Origin of the sequence: Streptomyces sp. NBC_00012 (genome assembly GCF_045040875.1) — a bacterium.
Classification (GTDB): domain Bacteria; phylum Actinomycetota; class Actinomycetes; order Streptomycetales; family Streptomycetaceae; genus Streptomyces.
The window spans coordinates 595,429-612,360 of record NZ_CP108309.1 but is presented as its reverse complement, the minus strand read 5'-3'; the positions used below and the strand labels follow the sequence as shown (position 1 = coordinate 612,360).

General features: G+C 68.6%; 18 protein-coding genes. 9 read left to right on the top strand and 9 right to left on the bottom strand.

Annotated features, from left to right (window positions below; genetic code table 11):
* The first annotated feature begins 9 nt into the window (after window positions 1–9).
* The 4 genes from OHA19_RS03110 (at window position 10) to OHA19_RS03095 (ending at window position 2,310) form a co-directional block, all read left to right on the top strand.
* Window positions 10–966, top strand: a complete 957-nt coding sequence (locus OHA19_RS03110; protein WP_405720212.1) for an aminoglycoside phosphotransferase family protein — start codon at window positions 10–12, stop codon at window positions 964–966.
* Window positions 929–1,141, top strand: coding sequence for a hypothetical protein (locus OHA19_RS03105; RefSeq protein ID WP_405720214.1), 213 nt, complete (start codon window positions 929–931; stop codon window positions 1,139–1,141). The genes OHA19_RS03110 and OHA19_RS03105 overlap by 38 nt, the downstream gene beginning before the upstream one ends.
* A gap of 159 nt (window positions 1,142–1,300) precedes the next feature.
* A complete protein-coding gene (locus tag OHA19_RS03100; RefSeq protein ID WP_405720216.1) occupies window positions 1,301–1,834 on the top strand; it encodes a hypothetical protein in 534 nt (177 codons plus the stop codon).
* 134 nt (window positions 1,835–1,968) lie between these two features.
* Window positions 1,969–2,310 (top strand): DUF5713 family protein, encoded by a 342-nt coding sequence (locus tag OHA19_RS03095; protein WP_405720218.1) that lies wholly within the window; start codon window positions 1,969–1,971, stop codon window positions 2,308–2,310.
* Between the two features lie 169 nt (window positions 2,311–2,479).
* Here OHA19_RS03095 and OHA19_RS03090 read toward each other — a convergent pair whose 3' ends face one another.
* Together OHA19_RS03090 and OHA19_RS03085 are read right to left on the bottom strand one after the other, a co-directional pair.
* A complete protein-coding gene (locus tag OHA19_RS03090) occupies window positions 2,480–2,965 on the bottom strand; it encodes an HIT family protein (RefSeq protein ID WP_405720220.1) in 486 nt (161 codons plus the stop codon).
* 346 nt (window positions 2,966–3,311) lie between these two features.
* Entirely contained in the window at window positions 3,312–3,908 is a 597-nt protein-coding gene (locus OHA19_RS03085; RefSeq protein ID WP_405720222.1) for a CGNR zinc finger domain-containing protein, read from the bottom strand.
* Between the two features lie 38 nt (window positions 3,909–3,946).
* Between OHA19_RS03085 and OHA19_RS03080 the strand changes: the two genes are divergently transcribed.
* On the top strand, window positions 3,947–5,149 hold the full coding sequence (locus OHA19_RS03080; RefSeq protein ID WP_405722091.1) for an MFS transporter: 1,203 nt from the start codon (window positions 3,947–3,949) through the stop codon (window positions 5,147–5,149).
* A gap of 186 nt (window positions 5,150–5,335) precedes the next feature.
* Here OHA19_RS03080 and OHA19_RS03075 read toward each other — a convergent pair whose 3' ends face one another.
* From OHA19_RS03075 to OHA19_RS03065, 3 genes are all read right to left on the bottom strand, one after another.
* Window positions 5,336–6,139: a methyltransferase domain-containing protein gene (locus OHA19_RS03075; RefSeq protein ID WP_405720224.1), complete on the bottom strand. Its 804-nt coding sequence runs from the start codon at window positions 6,137–6,139 to the stop codon at window positions 5,336–5,338.
* 757 nt (window positions 6,140–6,896) lie between these two features.
* Window positions 6,897–7,067, bottom strand: coding sequence for a hypothetical protein (locus OHA19_RS03070; RefSeq protein WP_405749316.1), 171 nt, complete (start codon window positions 7,065–7,067; stop codon window positions 6,897–6,899).
* A 170-nt stretch (window positions 7,068–7,237) separates the two neighbouring features.
* The gene (locus tag OHA19_RS03065) at window positions 7,238–7,960 is read right to left on the bottom strand and encodes a helix-turn-helix transcriptional regulator (RefSeq protein ID WP_266366128.1); all 723 of its coding nucleotides are present in this window, start codon (window positions 7,958–7,960) and stop codon (window positions 7,238–7,240) included.
* Between the two features lie 109 nt (window positions 7,961–8,069).
* Between OHA19_RS03065 and OHA19_RS03060 the strand changes: the two genes are divergently transcribed.
* Window positions 8,070–8,570 carry a GNAT family N-acetyltransferase gene (locus OHA19_RS03060; RefSeq protein WP_266366130.1) on the top strand — a complete coding sequence of 167 codons (501 nt, stop codon included), beginning with the start codon at window positions 8,070–8,072 and terminating at the stop codon, window positions 8,568–8,570.
* Window positions 8,571–8,577: 7 nt separating this feature from the next.
* Complete coding sequence (locus tag OHA19_RS03055; protein WP_405720889.1) at window positions 8,578–9,864, top strand: ISAs1 family transposase; 1,287 nt, start codon at window positions 8,578–8,580, stop codon at window positions 9,862–9,864.
* On the opposite strand, the gene OHA19_RS03050 is transcribed toward OHA19_RS03055, so the two are convergent.
* Complete coding sequence (locus tag OHA19_RS03050; RefSeq protein WP_405753209.1) at window positions 9,842–10,321, bottom strand: class I SAM-dependent methyltransferase; 480 nt, start codon at window positions 10,319–10,321, stop codon at window positions 9,842–9,844. The genes OHA19_RS03055 and OHA19_RS03050 overlap by 23 nt on opposite strands.
* A 303-nt stretch (window positions 10,322–10,624) precedes the next feature.
* Here OHA19_RS03050 and OHA19_RS03045 point away from each other — a divergent pair, with 303 nt between their 5' ends.
* On the top strand, window positions 10,625–11,269 hold the full coding sequence (locus tag OHA19_RS03045) for a hypothetical protein (RefSeq protein ID WP_405720228.1): 645 nt from the start codon (window positions 10,625–10,627) through the stop codon (window positions 11,267–11,269).
* Window positions 11,270–11,442: 173 nt separating this feature from the next.
* On the opposite strand, the gene OHA19_RS03040 is transcribed toward OHA19_RS03045, so the two are convergent.
* Complete coding sequence (locus tag OHA19_RS03040; RefSeq protein WP_405720230.1) at window positions 11,443–12,021, bottom strand: hypothetical protein; 579 nt, start codon at window positions 12,019–12,021, stop codon at window positions 11,443–11,445.
* Window positions 12,022–12,294: 273 nt separating this feature from the next.
* On the opposite strand from OHA19_RS03040, the gene OHA19_RS03035 reads away from it, so the two are divergent.
* Window positions 12,295–12,894 carry a DinB family protein gene (locus OHA19_RS03035; protein WP_405720232.1) on the top strand — a complete coding sequence of 200 codons (600 nt, stop codon included), beginning with the start codon at window positions 12,295–12,297 and terminating at the stop codon, window positions 12,892–12,894.
* A 153-nt stretch (window positions 12,895–13,047) separates the two neighbouring features.
* On the opposite strand, the gene OHA19_RS03030 is transcribed toward OHA19_RS03035, so the two are convergent.
* Window positions 13,048–15,459: a glycoside hydrolase family 2 protein gene (locus OHA19_RS03030; RefSeq protein ID WP_405720234.1), complete on the bottom strand. Its 2,412-nt coding sequence runs from the start codon at window positions 15,457–15,459 to the stop codon at window positions 13,048–13,050.
* A gap of 411 nt (window positions 15,460–15,870) precedes the next feature.
* Entirely contained in the window at window positions 15,871–16,905 is a 1,035-nt protein-coding gene (locus OHA19_RS03025) for a LacI family DNA-binding transcriptional regulator (protein WP_405720236.1), read from the bottom strand.
* Window positions 16,906–16,932: the final 27 nt, after the last annotated feature.

Below are 16,932 nucleotides of genomic sequence, written 5' to 3'. Positions count from 1 at the left end.
GGTGCGGGGGTGATCGAGATACCAGAGGCGTTCTCAAGGAGCACGATCGAGCGCGAGGGAGAGGCTGGAGCGGTCTGGCTCGCCGGACTGCCGGGGACCGTGGAAGAGCTGCTGGACTGCTGGGAATGCGTGCTGGACGGCGAGGTCATGCATGGGGGCGTCGGGATCATTGTTCCGGTGCGACGGCGGGCAGAGGGAGTGGCCGCGATGAAGGTGTCCTTCCCCCACCCCGGCAACGTCAACGAACCGGATGCCTTCGCGGCCTGGGGCGGACGCGGAGCCGTGCTGCTGCACGAGCGCGCCGACGAGCACTTCGCGATGCTGCTGGAGCGTGCCCGGTCGTCGACCCTGGCGGAGCTCGAGGACGAGGACGAGGTGGTGAGGGTCGCAGGGCGGATCAGCCATGCACTGGCCATCCCCGCGCCTCCCGGACTTCCGCGGCTGCGGGACCAGGCTGATGTCTGGGTGGCCCAACTCCACCAGGATGCCCAGGAGCTGGCGCATTCACTGCCCCGGTACGTGGTGGACGCGGCCGTGGCGACCGCCCAGGAATTGGGCCACGATCAGCCGGACACCCTCGTCCACGGCGACCTGCACGCCCGCAACATCCTGCGCGCCGACCGTGAGCCGTGGCTGGCGGTCGACCCCAAGGGGTACGCAGGAGACCCCGCATACGACAGCGGGACCCTTCTCAAATCGCGGGCGCTGACGCTCGTCGAAGCGAGCGACCTGCGGAAGGCGGTGTTCCGCACCTTGCACGTCTTTGCCGAGGCAGCCGAAGTCGATCGCGAACGTGCCCGGCGCTGGGCCCAGTTCCATGCAGTCCAGGCCGCGTTCTGGGGCCGCCGCCACGGATTTCGAAGGGCGCGGAAAGGACCACGGCTGAACTGGCTCACGCAATTCGCGGACTCTCTGGCGGAGTTGCTGGTTGATTCCGCACCAGGCCCACCCGGAGCGCATCGCTGAGGTCTCCGAGCGCCACCGGACCGTCCTCGCCGAGGAGGCGCGCGGCCGGGGGATGACGCTGTTCGAATACGTCGGCCGGGTGGGCGGGATGCCCAAGTCCGAGGCGCACGTGTATCGCGACCGGGTCCGGTCGGGCAGCGGCGGACCGCTCCTGACCGCCGCGTATGACGCTTAGCTGTCGGCGAGGATGGCGGGGACGGAGATGCAGTCCCTGCAATGCGGCTGGGGACCCGGCGAACCGGACGGGGGGATCTGACCGGAGGGCGCGGTGTCATCGGACGTCGGTTGGTAACTTTGGTTGCGCATTCGCTATTCGGTAACTTAAGTTGTCGTCATGATGTCACCAGAGATCACTCCTGCGGAAGAGGCGGCGCTCGACAGGGCACTTCTGGACGCCCTCAGCCCACTTGCCTCGGCGATGCGCGCCCGGGCGACCGGACTTCCTGAAGAACGCATGTGGGATGCCGACCCCATCGACGTGACGCTCTCGGTCCTCACCGCCTGGAAGGTGGTGGACGCGGAGGTCAAGCGATTGACGGCAATCGCGGCAGGGACCGCCGGCTCCTACGGTGCGAGCTACGAGCAGTTGGGTGCTGCTTGGGGCATCACCCGGCAGGGTGCCCGCAAGAAATGGCCCGAAGCCATCGAAAGGCCGACCTCCAGGGCGGCGGAGTCGAGCTTTGTCGAGCTGTGTGGTGGCAGTGCCGAAGTGTCCCGGGATCCGTCATCGGGTGGCTGGAAGTGGGCCGGACAGGGAGCCGATGGAACACGCGATGAGGCTGACAGCACCTCGCACTACGCAACGAAGGAAGAGGCCGCCGCCCACGCAGGCGCCTTCTTGAAGGAGCATGCCACCGACGGGAGGTAGCGCAGCGCGTGCTCACGACAGGCTGCACCGGGGGAGCGGTCGGCCTGCAGGCCGCCACCGACCGAGCTCGCGCCTTCCTTGTCAGTGGTGTCGTGCATGATCGGAACGTTGGCTCTTCGAGGAGATGGGGCACCATGCCGATCATGAACCAGCAGGTGGCTGAACACGCCTTCCTGCAGCCGCTGTACGCGGACGACTACTTTCCGGATCACGTCCTCGACAAGGGTACGGCGATACTGCTGAGGCTCTGTGAGCGGATCGAGGCGGAGCAGCCGGCGGATCTCCAGGCCCTCTACGTGCTCACGGAGGCGGCGACGGAGCAGTTCAATCTACTGGAGGCCGAGTTCGAGGCGGCAGGCAGTGAGATCGAGACCGTCGCGCGTGAGGAGATAGCCGAGGACTTCTGGTTCGTGGCGTCGGCCTACGGGTTCTCAAACGCAGATGCGGAGGAGCTGATCGCCGCCAGGGATTGGTGAGTGGTAAATAACAAATGGGAGGTTGGGGCGGTCAGCCACGGCGGGCCCGAGCACGGCAGCCGGGTTTTCTCCGGTTGCCGACCCGACCCGACCAGGGCACTTGCGAGGTCACCCGTCCCGCAGCCGCCCTTGGCGACCGACGATCGTCGGGATCCGTCAGCCTCCGACCTCAACGCTGCAAGGCGTCAAGTGCAACGAGACCGCTGCGGACAGCAGCAGATGCCTCGTCGAGCTGCTCACGCTGATGAATACGCCAGTCGGAGTGAATACGAAACGGATCGCCGGCGAAGCGGGGGATGACGTGAAGGTGCACATGGAAAACCTCCTGGAACGCGGCTTCGCCGTCCGCGAGAAGCAGGTTGACGCCCTCGCACCGCAAACCTGACCGGCGCAACGCCCGCCCGAGCCGGTGCGCCACCTTCCAGACCTGGACGCCGGCGTCCTCCTGGAGATCCTCCAGCCCCACCGCGTGCGTTCTGGGAACGACCAACAAGTGACCTGGGTTGACGGGCCGGAGATCCATGAAGGCGACCACCGACTCATCTTCGTGAACGATGCTGGCATCCGCCTGCCCGCGCACTATCGCGCAGAAGATACATCCGTCGCCCGCCACGAGCCGCCCCTTACGCTCCGAGTACCTGGTGCCGATCACCACATCAGAAGTGTCGTTCGAGCGCGAGCGGATTCCAGGATCGGTCCCTCTCGACCTCGACCGAGGCGGGAGGGGAACACTCACCACGCCGTCCGTGCTCGCGGCGCTATGCCCATCGTGCTGGTTTCACTCCCCCCGACGCACCTGAGTCGGGCAGCCACGTGCATGGCGCTGTCTATGGCGACGCGGATCTGGCCGGGGCCTGGCTCGGCTACGGGCACATCGGTGATCTCGATCGAGTCGGGCCCGTTCGGGATGCGGACGACGCTGCCCGATATGACGCTTCGCTGCGCACCGAACAGCGCGCGATGGAGCGTGCCGCCCGGACGGGCCGAAGGCGGGTGGTCTTCTACTCGGTCTCGTCCGACTGCTTGCCGGAGCGGGAACGTCGGTGGGCTGAGACGCGTTCGCGGGTTGCGCACCGGCGGGAGCAGTAGCGGCGTTCGGGACCGCTGCCCTGCGTGATGAAGACGTTCCGGCAGCTGGGGGATGAGCAGATCCTGCCGGGCGGACGTTGGTGGTCCCAGACGAGAACGGCCAGGGCCATGCAGGACGAGGCGAGGAGCCACTCGTTCCAGGGGGCATCGTCGTCGTGGTCGAGATGAGGGTGCCAGGGAGAGCTGCCGCCGTGCGAAGTCAGACGGAGAGGCCCGGTGTGTTCCTCCAGGAGTCGGTTGATGTGGCCGGCCGCACCGTCGGCGGTTTCGGCGCCGAAGACTTCCCGCAGCAGGGTGGCCGCCGCACGCATCGCGGCGAGATCGCGCGTGCTGAGTTCGATGTGGCCTGTCTCGCCGTACGCGCGGAGCACATCGGTGACATCGTCCGGGTCGGGGTGGTCGGCATCGAGAGCATTGATCAGTGCGGCGGCCCGTCGAGCCACTGTCAGTACGGAGTGCCGGGTGGACCAGTCGCCGATGTTGGAGGACACATGTGCAATGTAACGCATATTGCAAGGTTTTGAGTTACCTCAGTAACGTTTTTCTCATGGAATCGCGTTACTCACTCCGCTGCTACCTCGCAGGAGCGGTGGCGGCTCGTGCCGGGGACGAGATGTCGGGCCCGGCGTTGATGCTGGCCGGATTCTCACTGGCCGGATCGACCACTGATGCGTCGTCGCTGCTCGCGGCCGTCACGATCTCCGCCGCCGTGGGAGGGCCGCTGCTCGGGGCTCTCCTCGACAGAGCGGAGCGACCGGGGCGCTGGTTGGCCGGAGCCCTCGTCCTGTACGGGGCAGGCCTGGCGGCGATCCTCGTGGGGCTCGGCCGGTTGCCGTTCCCTGCCACCATCCTGATCGCAGTTCTGACAGGGCTGTCGGGGCCGGCCCTGTCGGGCGGATGGACGGCCCAGTTGCCCCGGGTGGTGCCGGTCGAAGGCCTGCCTCGTGCGAACGCGCTCGATGCCATGACGTTCAGTGCGGCGAGTCTGGCCGGTCCGGTCCTCGCGGGCAGCCTGGCGGAGGCGCTGGGAGCGCCGATGGCTGTGGTGGTTTCCGCAGGGCTCATCGGCTTGGCGCTGCCCGCTGCCTGGATGCTCCCGGCCCGTCCCGGTCGAGGGCGGGACATTCGGGCGAGCTCGGTGATCAGCGACCTCGCTACCGGGATTCGGGTCGTCATCAGGAGACCGGCGCTGGCCCGCGCGACCCTCACATCGGTCGTCTCCTGCGTGGCACAAGGCATGCTGACGGCCTGCACGGTGCTTCTGGGCGAGCGTGTCCTCGGCGGAGCCGGTCGCGGCGCGATGGTGTTCTCCTGTGCGGCGGTCTCCGCCCTCGTCGCCAATGCCGTACTTACGAGGCTTCCGCGATCACTCGCCCCCGACACGATCATCTGGGCCGGTGCCCTTGTCCAGGCTGCCGCGTTGGCCCTGGCCACATCGGTGCAACCAGCGCTGCTGATAGTGGCCGTGCTGATGATCGGGTGCGCTGAAGGACCCCAACTCGCCGCCCTGTTCGCAGTCCGTCACCGGGAGGCACCGGAACATCTGCGTGGCCAGATCTTCACCACCGGAGCCAGCTTGAAGATCACCGGATTCGCCCTGGGAGCTTTGGCTGTCGGACCGGTCGCGGCCTGGTCCCTTCGTGGCGCCTTGGCGCTCGCGGCGAGCGTGGCGATCCTTGCGGCACTGGCGTTCTTCGTGATCCCGTCGACGACATCCGGCTCGTCAGCGGACCGTGCGATATCGAGTTGAGCACGGCCGAACGGTCGTCTGCCACTCACATCACCGGGTCGGTGGGCCTTGCATGCGGTGAACCTCGCCGGAGAGCGCAGCAACGCCCGGCGGCCCGCATGCGATCTGGTGATCGTTCTCCGGTCGGGCCGGCCAGTGGCCCGGTGGGCTGGAACCCGAGGCACGCATTATTGCGATCGAGCAGGTCTACGGACGTCGCCCCCACGCGGAGATCATGGGAGCGGTCGCAAGATCGAGGCGCCCGGTGGCGACATTCGTCAGGTGGTGGTCGATCTCCTCGTCGGTGGCAAGCCCTTCCGCCACCAGGCGGCTGCGGATCTGCCGCACGGTCGCAGCCTCGAGGACGGCGCAGGCCGGCGAGGTGATCGGGAAGTAGGCGTCGGCCCGAACGTCCTCGAGACCGGCCGCGCGCAGCAGTCGGGGGAGGGTGCGCCCGTACGCGAGGTCCGCGCCGCGTGCCGCCATCAGACTGCGGAATCCGGATCGAAGCCGGTTCGCGAGCCGCTGCTCGGGACCGGACTCGTCCGGACACAACAGTGGCTGCAATCCCGGGTCGGCGTCCTCCAGGAGCAGCCGGCCGCCGGGCCGCAGTGCCTGGACCATCCGGCGCAGCGCCTCGGCGCGATCCGTGACATGGACCAGGACCAGGCGGGCGTGGACGAGGTCGAAGCCGCCGGGCGGCGGTGGGTCGACCGCCACGTCGTGCCGCAACACCTCGATCACGCCACCGTTGACATCTCGGGTCCACGACACGTCGATGTCGGTGGCGACCACCGCACCTGCCGGGCCGACCCGCTCGGCCAGGCCGAGCGGCACGGACGGCGAGCCGGCGCCGACCTCCCAGCACCGCATGCCGGCGGTGATCCCGAGCTGGTCGACATGTCGGAACGTCACCGGATCGAACAACTCGCTGAGGGCGCCGAAACGGACCCCTGCCTCCGATTGCTGGTTGTCCAGCAGGTAGCCGTGATCCGTGTCTTGTTCAGCCATGTGGTGATTCTGGCAGAACAGCAGTCGGGCCCCGGCCGCCTGCTGTCCTGCTCGTCGTACCGATCGTGCTCGCCGCGCACGGGAGTCCGGGAGTGCCCACGATCCGCAGGAGTACGTGCTCCTCTCGCCTCGTACGCACACCTCGACACCCGTCCCACTGGTGCTCGGCGCGGTCCCCGGAGGGCGCATCGGCAGCCAGAATACGGGCAGGGGGAGAGCCGTGGACGCGGATCCGGCTAACAGCGCGCCACGACGAGCAGATTGGCGACTTTCTCCATCGGCACGACGAATCGGCCAGCAGCGACAGCCTGCGTGCCCGGTCCCTTCCCGGCGACGAGAGACCGGCGGCCTCCCGACGTGCCGTCACCACGTTCCGCGCGTCCGCCACGTCCTTGGGGGCCCGATGACGCTCGTGGTACGCCTGCCCCAGACGTCCGAGGGCGAGGATCCGGCCCGCCGGGTCCTCGGGCGCTGTTCGAAGAGCCCACAGAACGCGGTCGATCGCCCGGTCGAGAGGGCTGAGGTCGGTGCCGTCCGAGAGGGAGATCAACCTGTCGGCGGACTCGACCGCCCAGCGCAGGCGGTGGGCGCCGTTCGTCGCGAGGATCCCGACGGTTTCCGCCACCTCGGTCGGGCAACTTGTGGTGACCGCCCTGCTCCGCTGGTCGAACCACGCGTTGTTCGTACGCAGCCGCGGAGCCGTACATCGACGAGGACTGCCGGAGCCGTCGCTCGCGCCTGTCCGGTTGCCGAGGTGCTACTGCTCGCCGTACCGACGCGCGAGATGGACAGTGATGTCGGCGACGATCTCGACCGTCTCGGGCAGAACCTGCTTGATCCGACTGAATACCCGCCCTCGTTCCGAGGCCGGCAGTACCAGATATGCAGAGACGGTCGAGAGCTGACCGATGTATTCGTGAGCGCTCATCGTCAAGCGCCTTTCCAACACCGTCTGTTGAATATCGGTGAACCATTCGGACCGCCGGAGCTCCGTACCGGGCCACTGCATTTCGCACCCCGCAGGCAGGGCCCCGGGGAGAGTCCTGTTCGCCCGGCTTGATCACGCGTCGGTGTGGCCCGGTCAGGTCCGGTTCAGGATCAGAGTTCAGCTGGTGGCAGGCCGAGGTGGTCGTGCAGTGCCCGGCGGCCGGCGGGTGTCACGAGGAGGGCGCGGGTGGTGCCGATGCGCGTCATCCACCCGGTGGCGAGTGCGTGGGCGGACAGGGCGGCGCCCACAGCGCCGGCCAGGTGGGGACGGCGCTCGGTCCAGTCGAGGCATGCGCGCACCGGTGGCCGGCGTGAGCCAGCGGGTACCGTGATGCCGACCTCGGCAAGCCAGAGGGCGCCCTTGCCAGTCAGGCCCGGCTCAGGTCCCCACTCCAGGAGTCCGCGTTCGACCATCGCGTCGGTGATGGCCAGAGCGGTGGTTCCGGCCAAATGGTCGTAGCACAGCCGGGCGCGGGCCAGTGCCTGCTGCCGGCCGGAGGCCGACAGCGAGCGTGGTGGGGCGCTGTGCTTCGGGGCCAGCGCGGCAAGGCTCTCGATCAGTTCGACCACTCTGCGGTCGGCCACCCGTACGTAGCGGTGGCGTCCGTGCCGCTCCTCGACGAGGAGCCCGCCGTTTACGAGCAGGTTCAGGTGCGAGGTCGCAGTGGACGGCGCGACTCCGGCATAGCGCGCGAGCTCGTTCGCCGTCCAGGCCCGGCCGTCGAGCAGCGCGAGGCAGAAGGCGGCCCGGGTGCCGTCGGCCAGCAGTCTGGCCACGCCCGCCAGGTCCACACCCACATCCTGGCCTGCGCGCTGAATGTCCACGGTGCCCATTGTCGCCGACGTCCCTTCGACGTCCGTCGAAGCGTCCCCGTCCTAGCGTCGGCCCGTGCGCCGGGCTCACCGGCCCCGCACCCGCATCCGCTCACGTACTGGAGCAACCATGCCTGCGTCCGACACTGCCGTCACCGTTTCCCGCCAGCCCGCCCCCCAGCCGGACTGCATGCTCACCGACGCCCCCAACCCGGAGGACGCCGCGGCAATCTCCGGCGCGCTGGACCGCTTCAACATCGAACACACGGGAATCGCCGACCGCAGACCTCTGGCTGTCCTGGTCCGTGATCCCGATACCCACCAGGTGGTCGGCGGACTGACCGGGCGTACCTCGCTCGGGCTGTTCTTCCTCGACCTCTTCTACCTGCCGACCCGGCTGCGTGGCAGCGGGCTGGGAACAGAGATCCTCCGGCAGGCCGAGGACGAGGCTCGTGCCCGTGGCTGCCGCACGGCCGTGCTCTACACCATCACCTTCCAGGCCCCCGGCTTCTACCAGAAACACGGGTGGAAGCGGCTGGGAGAGGTGCCCTGCGATCCGCCGGGCACCAGCCGCGTCTTCATGACCAAAGAACTCACCGCATCGACTGGTGAACCAGTCCGGTCCCGGTAAGGTCGCCGTGCTCGTTGCACCATCATCTGTTCCGTCCGCTATGCACCTGCCACAGGCCGCGTCCGGGGCGTCACGGCCCGAGGCGGTGGTGCCGTCCGGTCTGCTCGCCGCACTGTCCCTGGTGCCCGATCCGAGGAATCCGCGCGGCGTGCGGTTCCGGCTGGCAACGCTGCTCGCGGTCGGCGTGTGTGCACTCACCAGCGCCGGACACAACTCCCTGACCGCCATTGCCGAGTGGGTACGCCGCTGCGACCAGGATGTACTGGCCCGGCTGGGCTGCCCCTTCGATCCCTTTACCGGCCGGTTCAAGGCTCCGGGCGAGCGCACCCTGCGCGATGTATTCGCCCGCGTCGACCCCGCGCTACTCACCGCCGCCGGTTTCACCAGACTCACCACACTCCAGGCCCGCCCGGTGACCGCGACCGGCCCGGACGGGATCGTCGAGCGCGAACAGCGCCGCGCCCACCGGATCGCCCAGAACGAGACGGACCCGCCGCAACCGCGTCGTGCGGCCTTCGCCGTGGACGGCAAATGCCTGCGCGGAGCGGTCCGCGCGGACGGCAGCCGTGTCTTCGTCCTGTCCGCAGTGCGCCACCACGATGCGTTGACTGCTGCTCTGCGCGAGATCAGTGCGAAGACGAACGAGATACCCGAGTTCGCTCCGCTGCTGGACACCCTCGATGGTCAGGACCTGACCGGCTCCGTCGTCACCGTCGACGCCCTGCACGCCCAGACGAGCCACGCTCGCTACCTCGTCGAGGACCGACAGGCCCACTACCTGCTGTCGGTGAAGAACAACCAGCCCACCCTGGCCCGTCAGTTGACCAAACTGCCCTGGAAGCAGGTACCGGTCCTCGAGCAGTCCCGCGACCGCGGACACGGCCGTGAGGAGGTCCGCGAGGTGAAGGTGGTGAGCGTGAACGGTCTGCTGTTTCCCCACGCCCGCCAGGTTGTTCGCATCCACCGCAAACGCCGCCGAATCGGCACATCGAAGTGGCAGACCGAGACCGTCTACGCCGTCACCGATCTCGCGGCCCACCAGGCGTCTCCCGCTGAGATCGCTGCCTGGGCGCGCGGCCACTGGATCATCGAGAACACCGTCCACTGGACCAAAGACGTGACCTTCGCCGAAGACGCCAGTCAGATCCGCCGGCATCGCACCCCCGCCGTCATGAGCGCACTGCGCGACCTTGCCCGCGCCACCCTCCACCGCTCCGGATGGGCCAACATCGCCAGCGGCCGACGAGCCCACACGCACCCCGCAGCCACGCTCACCCTCCACGGGATTCCATGATCAAACCGGGCGAACGGGACTCTCCCCGGGGCCCTGACCCCGCAGGTGTCCCGTCCGGCGACGGGACTTCATCACTCTCCAGAAACGGTGCTCGTGCCGCGCGCACAGTCTCCTCCACCACCGGATCAGCAAGCCGGATGGGTCCCCCGAACGAGGCGAACACAGCACCTGGTTCCAGCAGAGCGGCCACGCGTGACCACCGACCCTCCGGGACCGTCCAATGCAGCGCTGCCGCGGCATAGACCAGCCCGTACTTCTCACCCGGTCGCAAGTCCTCGAACGCGGCCTGCACTGTCCTGACGCTTGCTGGAACGTGTTTGCGCAGCTCGTCGAGCATGGCCCCGTCAGGCTCGGTCGCTGTGACCACGACCCCCTGCTGAGCGAACAGGCGGGTTGCCTTGCCTGTCCCCGCGCCGATCTCGAGGGCTGTCCGGACAGGGTGACCCGCGTACGCCATCACCATGTCGAAGAGCTCCACGGCATACCCCGGCCGAAACCGTTCGTACGCTTCCGCCACCGCTCCGAAGCTCTGTGCGCGACCAGACATGCCGAGCATCCTGACACGATTCGTACCGTCAGCGGCCGGCTTTCGCGGGTTGCCCGCATTGCAACCGGGGCGACGCGGCACGGCCCGAACCTGACTCGGACGATTCCCCCCGGACCATTCCCCGGCTCGGCAGCGATTCATAACCCTGCCACACCCCGCCACGTCGAACACGGTTGCTGCGGTGCGGGTCGGCCGGAACCGTGGACTCCGGACATGACTGAAGTGCCGCATCCGCCGCCACTGCCGAGCCGGTGGCGGGCCACGCAGTCCGGTATCGCCTACGCGCCGCAGGATCTCGCGGATCTCCGCAGGAGCCGCCGCCGCGCAGCTCTGCTGAGCGTGATCCTGGTGTTGCCGACGCTTTTCGGAGTCATCGCTTGCGTCAGCGCGGTGGCGCACTGGGGTCAGGAATACATCGAGGTCTCCGGCCGCTTCGGTGCGACATCGACCTACCGTCCCGTCATCGTGCTGGCCGGTGGCCTCGTTCTGCTGATCGCCGCCGGCTTCGGAGTGGGTGGCGCGCGGGTCGTGGGCCGGCCACGGAAGCCGTCAGCCGAGCTGACACCGGATGTGGTGCGTTCGAATTGGCTCGGAACCGTGGAGGTGCCCTGGAGCGACGTGGTCGGGGTCCAGGTGTCCAACGGGCCGCACCTACGGCTCGCCCAACCCGCGAGTACGTACCGTGTGGCAGGGAGACCGCGCCGCGAGGACAACGAGACTCGGCTCCGTCTCTATGCGCCGGTGAACGATGCCCTTCCGATCGTGGAATGGTTGTGGGCTCATCCTGAAACGCGCGCGACGGCCCTCACTCCAGGCACAGGTCTACTGCTTGCCGAGCACGACGGCGCCGGTTCGTGACCGAGCTGGACAGGCCCGGGCAGGGTTCCGGGCAACACCGGGCCCTGGGCCGGACAGCCCGCGACCTCGGCCAAGGAGCCTGCTGACGCCCGCGGCGCATACCGGGCCGGGACTCTCCCTCGCACGAGGGGCAGAGCCGCCGACCGGGATGGCCTGGTCGGCCTGGCGCCGGTTCAATCGGATCCGGTTGTCGTTCTCCGAGCCCCGGCCTCAGCCCCGGCCCGAGCCCGCGTCCGCTCCCGCGACCACGTACCCGCACCCACCAACAGAGCCGTTCCCAACGCGTACGCCGGCAGCCAACGTGTCGTCGTCGATGCGAGGCAGTCGGCCACGGCCTGGCGGCTCTGCATCTGCTGCGCAAGGGCCAGTGCGTCGTCGTCACGGCCGGCCAGGTTCCCCAGAGCGGCCTGCGTCCGCAGACTCTCGTACCGGCCCGACTCCACGCACCCGTGCCGGGTGCCCGGCATCGGAAACAGCCAGTCCCAGCGCTGCAGTGCCGGTGTCAGCGTCAGCGCCACGCACAGACCGACCACCAGCGAGAACACCGTCAGGATCCATCCGTAGGCAGCTCGCCGGTTCGGCGTCCACGCCGGCACACGGCCGAAGGACAGGACCACCGCGAGAAGCGTTACGCCGAGATAGGTGGAGAACCACTCCCACGAGCCCTCCGCAAGCGAGAACGCCAGCACCACGGCAAGGGCGGTCCCGAGCACACCCGCATCGCCGGCCGTCCGCTCCCCGCCCCCGACCACGGAGCTCCGGACACCTCGACGGCTGCGCCCATTCACACGCTCTCTCCTGCCTGGCTCCGGAGCGCCAGCCTCCCGTAATCGCCCGTTGCCCCCTTCGACACCACAGCGGTACGCCTCCGAGCCCACCCGAACGGCACAGCCGCCGATCCATCCGGAGTGCCTCTCTGCCCTCCTGCTCCTTGTCGACAGAGGCCGGCCAGAGGTATGGCGCGTCACTCCCTGGACGGCTCCTGCTTCGCCCGACTGTCAGAGCTGGGTGCGAGACTGCCCGACATGATCGAACCGAATCCGAAAGCGGACCTGCTCCGTTACCTGCAGGACGGGCGCGACGCCCTGTTGTGGAAGCTCGACGGGCTCTCGGAGTACGAAATCCGTCGCCCGCTGACCTCCACGGGCACGAATCTGTTGGGGCTGGTCAAACATATCGCCGGCGTGGAACTGGGTTACTTCGGCGACACGTTCGGGCGGCCGTTCTTCGACGAGAAGCCGCCGCCGTGGTGGTACACGGAGGATGCGGAACCCAACTCGGACATGTGGGCCACGGCAGACGAGTCGCGCGAAGAGATCGTCGGGCTCTATCACCAGGCGTGGGAGCACTCCAACAGTACGATCGAGACGCTGACGCTCGACACGGTCGGTCATGTCCCGTGGTGGCCGAGGGAACGACGCGAGGTGACGCTGCACCACATCCTGGTGCGCGTGATATCCGATACCCAGCGGCACGCAGGCCACGCCGACATCGTGCGCGAGCTCATCGACGGAAGTGCCGGGTATTCGCAGGGCAACGAGAACCTGCCACCGGGCGATCAGGCATGGTGGGCGAACCACCGGCGCCGGCTGGAGGGCGTGGCGCGAGAAGCCGGTAACAGCTGACGCGGTTCAACTCCGGAGCACCGCCGCCTCATCGTGCACAGCGCACAGGGCAAGGCAATGTCTTCCGAGGGGTCGGACGAACACGTGGCCACCGGGCTCCGCGTTGTCCGGCCCCTCGGACCGGCTGCCTCCCGGCCCGACGGACGATGACGCTTACTCCCCTCCCACGCTGAACAGGGCATCACGCGCGGTGGCCACGTCGAAGTCGGTCCAGCCCCTGACGCTGATTCGTGCCTCCTCGCCGGGGAGCAGCGTGATCAGGCCGCGGTCCGCCACGGCGTCGGGCCCCAGCCGGTCGGCCTGGAGCAGGAGGTCGCGCACCAGAGTGCGGGCCGTGACGACGATGTCGACTGCGTCGCTTCCGGTCTCGGAACGGGTCTCGGTATCGAGGCGGACGTCGTACTGCGGCACCGGGTAGCTGAACTCCTTGTCGAGTACGGGGAAGTACACCGCTCGAAGACCGTCGGCATCGGCCACGAGGAACTCCCTGGAGGAACCCCCTTCAGGCAGCAGCGGGTACGGAACGGCCAGTCGGGTGACCGTCCGCGGGCCCGCTTGCAACTCCAAGGACACCTCGTGCAGTACGGCTCCCTCCGCGTCCAGCCGACGCAGGAGCACCGTCGTGCGCCAGGCGGAGCCGGACTGATTGTCGAGGGCGACTACGGGGCCGTCACCTGTGGGGACGAGGGAGAGTAACCGGTCCGCGTAGAGCCGCCGCAGCTCGTGGTAGAGCGGCTTGAGCCGACCGTCGCCGTCGACGGCCGCCCACGAACTGACCGGCCAGCAGTCGTTGAGCTGCCAGACCACGGTGCCGGCACAGACCGGCCAACTCGCCCGCCAGTGCTCGACACCTGCGGCGACGGCGCGCGCCTGGACGACCTGAGCCAGGTAGTGCCACCGGTCGAAGTCGCCCTCGGTCAGCCCGAAGTGACGATCGATTCCCCGATTCAGTTTGGCGTTGCCGTCCTCCGCCTTCTGGTGGTGCAACATGCCGGGGGAGTCTGGGGCGAGCCGCTCGCCAGGCAGCGCGCGGCGGAGCGTCGCGAGGGCGGGGGGAGCCTGCCAGCCGAACTCGGCGCAGAAGCGGGGGATGTCTGCCCGGTACTCGGCGTAGTCCTGACGGTTCCACACCTCCCACGAATGGTGGGTGCCGTGCCGGGGATCGTTGGGGTGGTGATCCCATGAACCGGACCAGGGACTGCCCGCCGTGTACGGGCGGGTCGGGTCCAGCTCGGCGACGATCCTGGGCAGCATGCCGAGGTAGTAGCCCTCGCCCCAGGAATTGCCTGCCAGCGGCTGCTCCCAGTCCCAGTCCCGGAACCCCCAGAGGTTCTCGTTGTTGCCGTTCCACAACACCAGACTCGCGTGCGGCATCAGTCGGATAACGTTGTCGCGCGCCTCGGCCTCGACCTCCCCGCGCAGTGGCTGCTCCTCCGGATAGGCGGCGCAGGCGAAGGTAAAGTCCTGCCAGACCATGAGACCCAGCTCGTCGCACACGTCGTAGAACACGTGGTCCTCGTAGATGCCTCCGCCCCAGACACGGACCAGGTCGACGTTGGCCTCGGCGGCCTGGGACAGTCGTGTCCGGTAGCGCTCGGGCGTGACCCGGGAGGGCAGGACGTCGTCGGGGATCCAGTTGACCCCGCGCGCGAAGATCCGTACCCCGTTGACGACGAAGGTGAAGCCGGTGCCGTGGGCGTCCGCAGAGCGGTCGACTTCGACCGTGCGGAAACCGATGCGGCCTGTCCAGCCGTCGAGCCGGTCACCCCGATCGTCGAGCAGCGTCACGTCGAGGTCGTACAGCGGCTGTTCGCCGTATCCCCGTGGCCACCACAGCGCGGCGTCCTCCACGTCCAGGCACAGCACCGCGCTGTGGCCTTCGAATGCGATCTCTGCCTCGGTGCCGCCGACGGCGGCCCGTAGCGTCAGCCGACGGCTGGCGCCGTTCGCGGTGCGCTCCGTGCGCACCCGCAGCTCGACGCGGCCGGTGGAGCCGTCGACCGAGACCAGAGGACGGACCTCGGCGAGGCGGGCGGTGGACCAGCGCTCAAGGCGTACCGGACGCCACATGCCGGCGGTCACGACGGTCGGGCCCCAGTCCCAGCCGAAGCTGCACGCCATCTTCCGGATGTACTGGAAGGGCTCCGGGTAGGCGTTCGGGCGCTCTGCGGTCAGTGAGCGGACGCGGGCCGCCTCGTCATAGGCCGACGCGAATCGCACTTCGAGCCGTCCGGTACGCCCCGTGACGTCGAAGCGGTGGACACGGTGCATGTTGCGCGTGGTGCCGAGACTTTCGCCGGCGAGGAAGACCTCGGCGGCGGTGTCGAGTCCCTCGAAGACCAGGTCGGCCCGCTCGTGCTCGCTGCTGTAGTGCAGATCGGCCACGTAGGACCACGCCCGCCTTCCCACCCAGGCGATCTCGGTCTCGTTGTGGCCGATGAAAGGATCGGGAATGACCTGGGCGGCGAGCAGATCGGTGTGGACGCAGCCGGGGACGCGGGCAGGCAGCAGCGCTTCTGCGTGGCGCAGGCTCCAGCCCTCGCTCAGCTGGGTGACGTCCTTCATGGTGTGCGACTCCAATCGCCTGGCAGCTGATGGATGCGATTACGGGGCGACGAACTGACCTGTGATCACCGTATGTCCATGAACCGGTGAAGCTTCGGCCGATTCACGCGCCGTTGCCAACAGGACGCCCAGTCCATGACTTGCGCGACCCTTGACGGGTAGCAGTTACGGAGGGACACCGCCCGATGAACTTGAACTTTACCGGTTCAGCTCTGGCTGGCATAGGGCCGCCGTCAGGTGGAGTTCCTGCAGTTCCGCCAACTCAGGTGGTCTGCCTGCCGCTTCGATGCGGGATCGCACCGGCTCCCCGCGAAGCGAGGGACCGTTGCCCGGCCCGGGGTCCGGCACAGAGTGCGGGGCTGGGGACCGTACTGCCGCACGAGCCCCGAACCTCGATCCCCGAACCCCCGGTCAACCGGGGTGCGACACGCTGCCCGGTGGCGGGCCGGTACTGCCCCGGGGGACGAAGCCGGCGCATCCCACGAGGATGTCCCCCACCTCGTCACCGGCGACGAGGGACAGGAGCGCGCTCGCCGCGCGTGCGCCGTAGGCCGGAATGTCGCGGGTGACCACTGAGAGCACGGGGCGGACCACCTGGGTGAGCGGTGACTCGTCCCACGCCACGATCGAGACGTCGGCGGGGACGGAGAGGTTCAGTTCCTGGGCCACCGAGAGCGCCGCGACGGCCATGATGTCGTTGTCGAAGACGATCGCAGTGGGGCGCCGGGGCGAGATCATCAGGCTCCGTGCCGCGCGCGCGCCGTCTTCGCCCGTGTAGTCGGTGTGGATCACGGTGGCCTCGGGGGTCCCGGTCTCCCGGCAGGCCGTGCTCAGGGCCGCGTCCCGCACCGCAGTGTGCGCCAGTCCGGCAGGCCCGGCCACGCGTGCGATCCGGCGATGGCCGAGCGCTGCCAGGTAGCGGACGATCTCATCGACGCTCGCGCCGTCGTCCGACCAGATCGCGGGGAGCCTGCCCGTGGAGTGGGGCGGCCCGATGGCGACCGCGGGCAGGCCAAGGGCCTTGATGGCGGGAGGGCGGGGGTCATCGGTCTGCAGGTCCATCAGGAGGACGCCGTCGATCCGCCTTTCGCCCCACCAGCGCCGGCACAGTTCGATCTCGCTCTCCTGCGAGGAGACCATCTGCAGCATCAGTGCGTACGACCGCTCGACGAGGACGCTCTCCACCCCACTGATGAACTCCATGAAGAACGGCTCGACGCCCAGTGTCCGGGCCGGTCGCCGCACAGCGAGGCCCACCGCCTGTGCCCGACCACCCGTGAGGGCGCGGGCAGCACTGTTGGGACGCCAGCCCAACTCCTCGGCGATGTTCTTGATCGACGCGCGAGTGGTCTCGGAGACGCCCGGCAGATCGTTGAGCGCGTACGAGACCGCCACCTTGGAGACACCGGCGCGGCGTGCGATGTCCGCCATGGTCGGCCGTTTCACACACCGCTCCTGTTCTGCGCCGCGTTG

Excerpts from the sequence above, each read along its gene's own strand:
- OHA19_RS03100 (WP_405720216.1), top strand. The coding sequence starts at position 1,301 with ATGATGTCACCAGAGATCACTCCTGCGGAAGAGGCGGCGCTCGACAGG.
- OHA19_RS03095 (WP_405720218.1), top strand. The coding sequence starts at position 1,969 with ATGCCGATCATGAACCAGCAGGTGGCTGAACACGCCTTCCTGCAGCCG.
- OHA19_RS03085 (WP_405720222.1), bottom strand. The coding sequence starts at position 3,908 with ATGCGTTACATTGCACATGTGTCCTCCAACATCGGCGACTGGTCCACC.
- OHA19_RS03080 (WP_405722091.1), top strand. The coding sequence starts at position 3,947 with ATGGAATCGCGTTACTCACTCCGCTGCTACCTCGCAGGAGCGGTGGCG.
- OHA19_RS03075 (WP_405720224.1), bottom strand. The coding sequence starts at position 6,139 with ATGGCTGAACAAGACACGGATCACGGCTACCTGCTGGACAACCAGCAA.
- OHA19_RS03070 (WP_405749316.1), bottom strand. The coding sequence starts at position 7,067 with ATGAGCGCTCACGAATACATCGGTCAGCTCTCGACCGTCTCTGCATAT.
- OHA19_RS03065 (WP_266366128.1), bottom strand. The coding sequence starts at position 7,960 with ATGGGCACCGTGGACATTCAGCGCGCAGGCCAGGATGTGGGTGTGGAC.
- OHA19_RS03060 (WP_266366130.1), top strand. The coding sequence starts at position 8,070 with ATGCCTGCGTCCGACACTGCCGTCACCGTTTCCCGCCAGCCCGCCCCC.
- OHA19_RS03050 (WP_405753209.1), bottom strand. The coding sequence starts at position 10,321 with ATGGCGTACGCGGGTCACCCTGTCCGGACAGCCCTCGAGATCGGCGCG.
- OHA19_RS03045 (WP_405720228.1), top strand. The coding sequence starts at position 10,625 with ATGACTGAAGTGCCGCATCCGCCGCCACTGCCGAGCCGGTGGCGGGCC.
- OHA19_RS03035 (WP_405720232.1), top strand. The coding sequence starts at position 12,295 with ATGATCGAACCGAATCCGAAAGCGGACCTGCTCCGTTACCTGCAGGAC.
- OHA19_RS03030 (WP_405720234.1), bottom strand. The coding sequence starts at position 15,459 with ATGAAGGACGTCACCCAGCTGAGCGAGGGCTGGAGCCTGCGCCACGCA.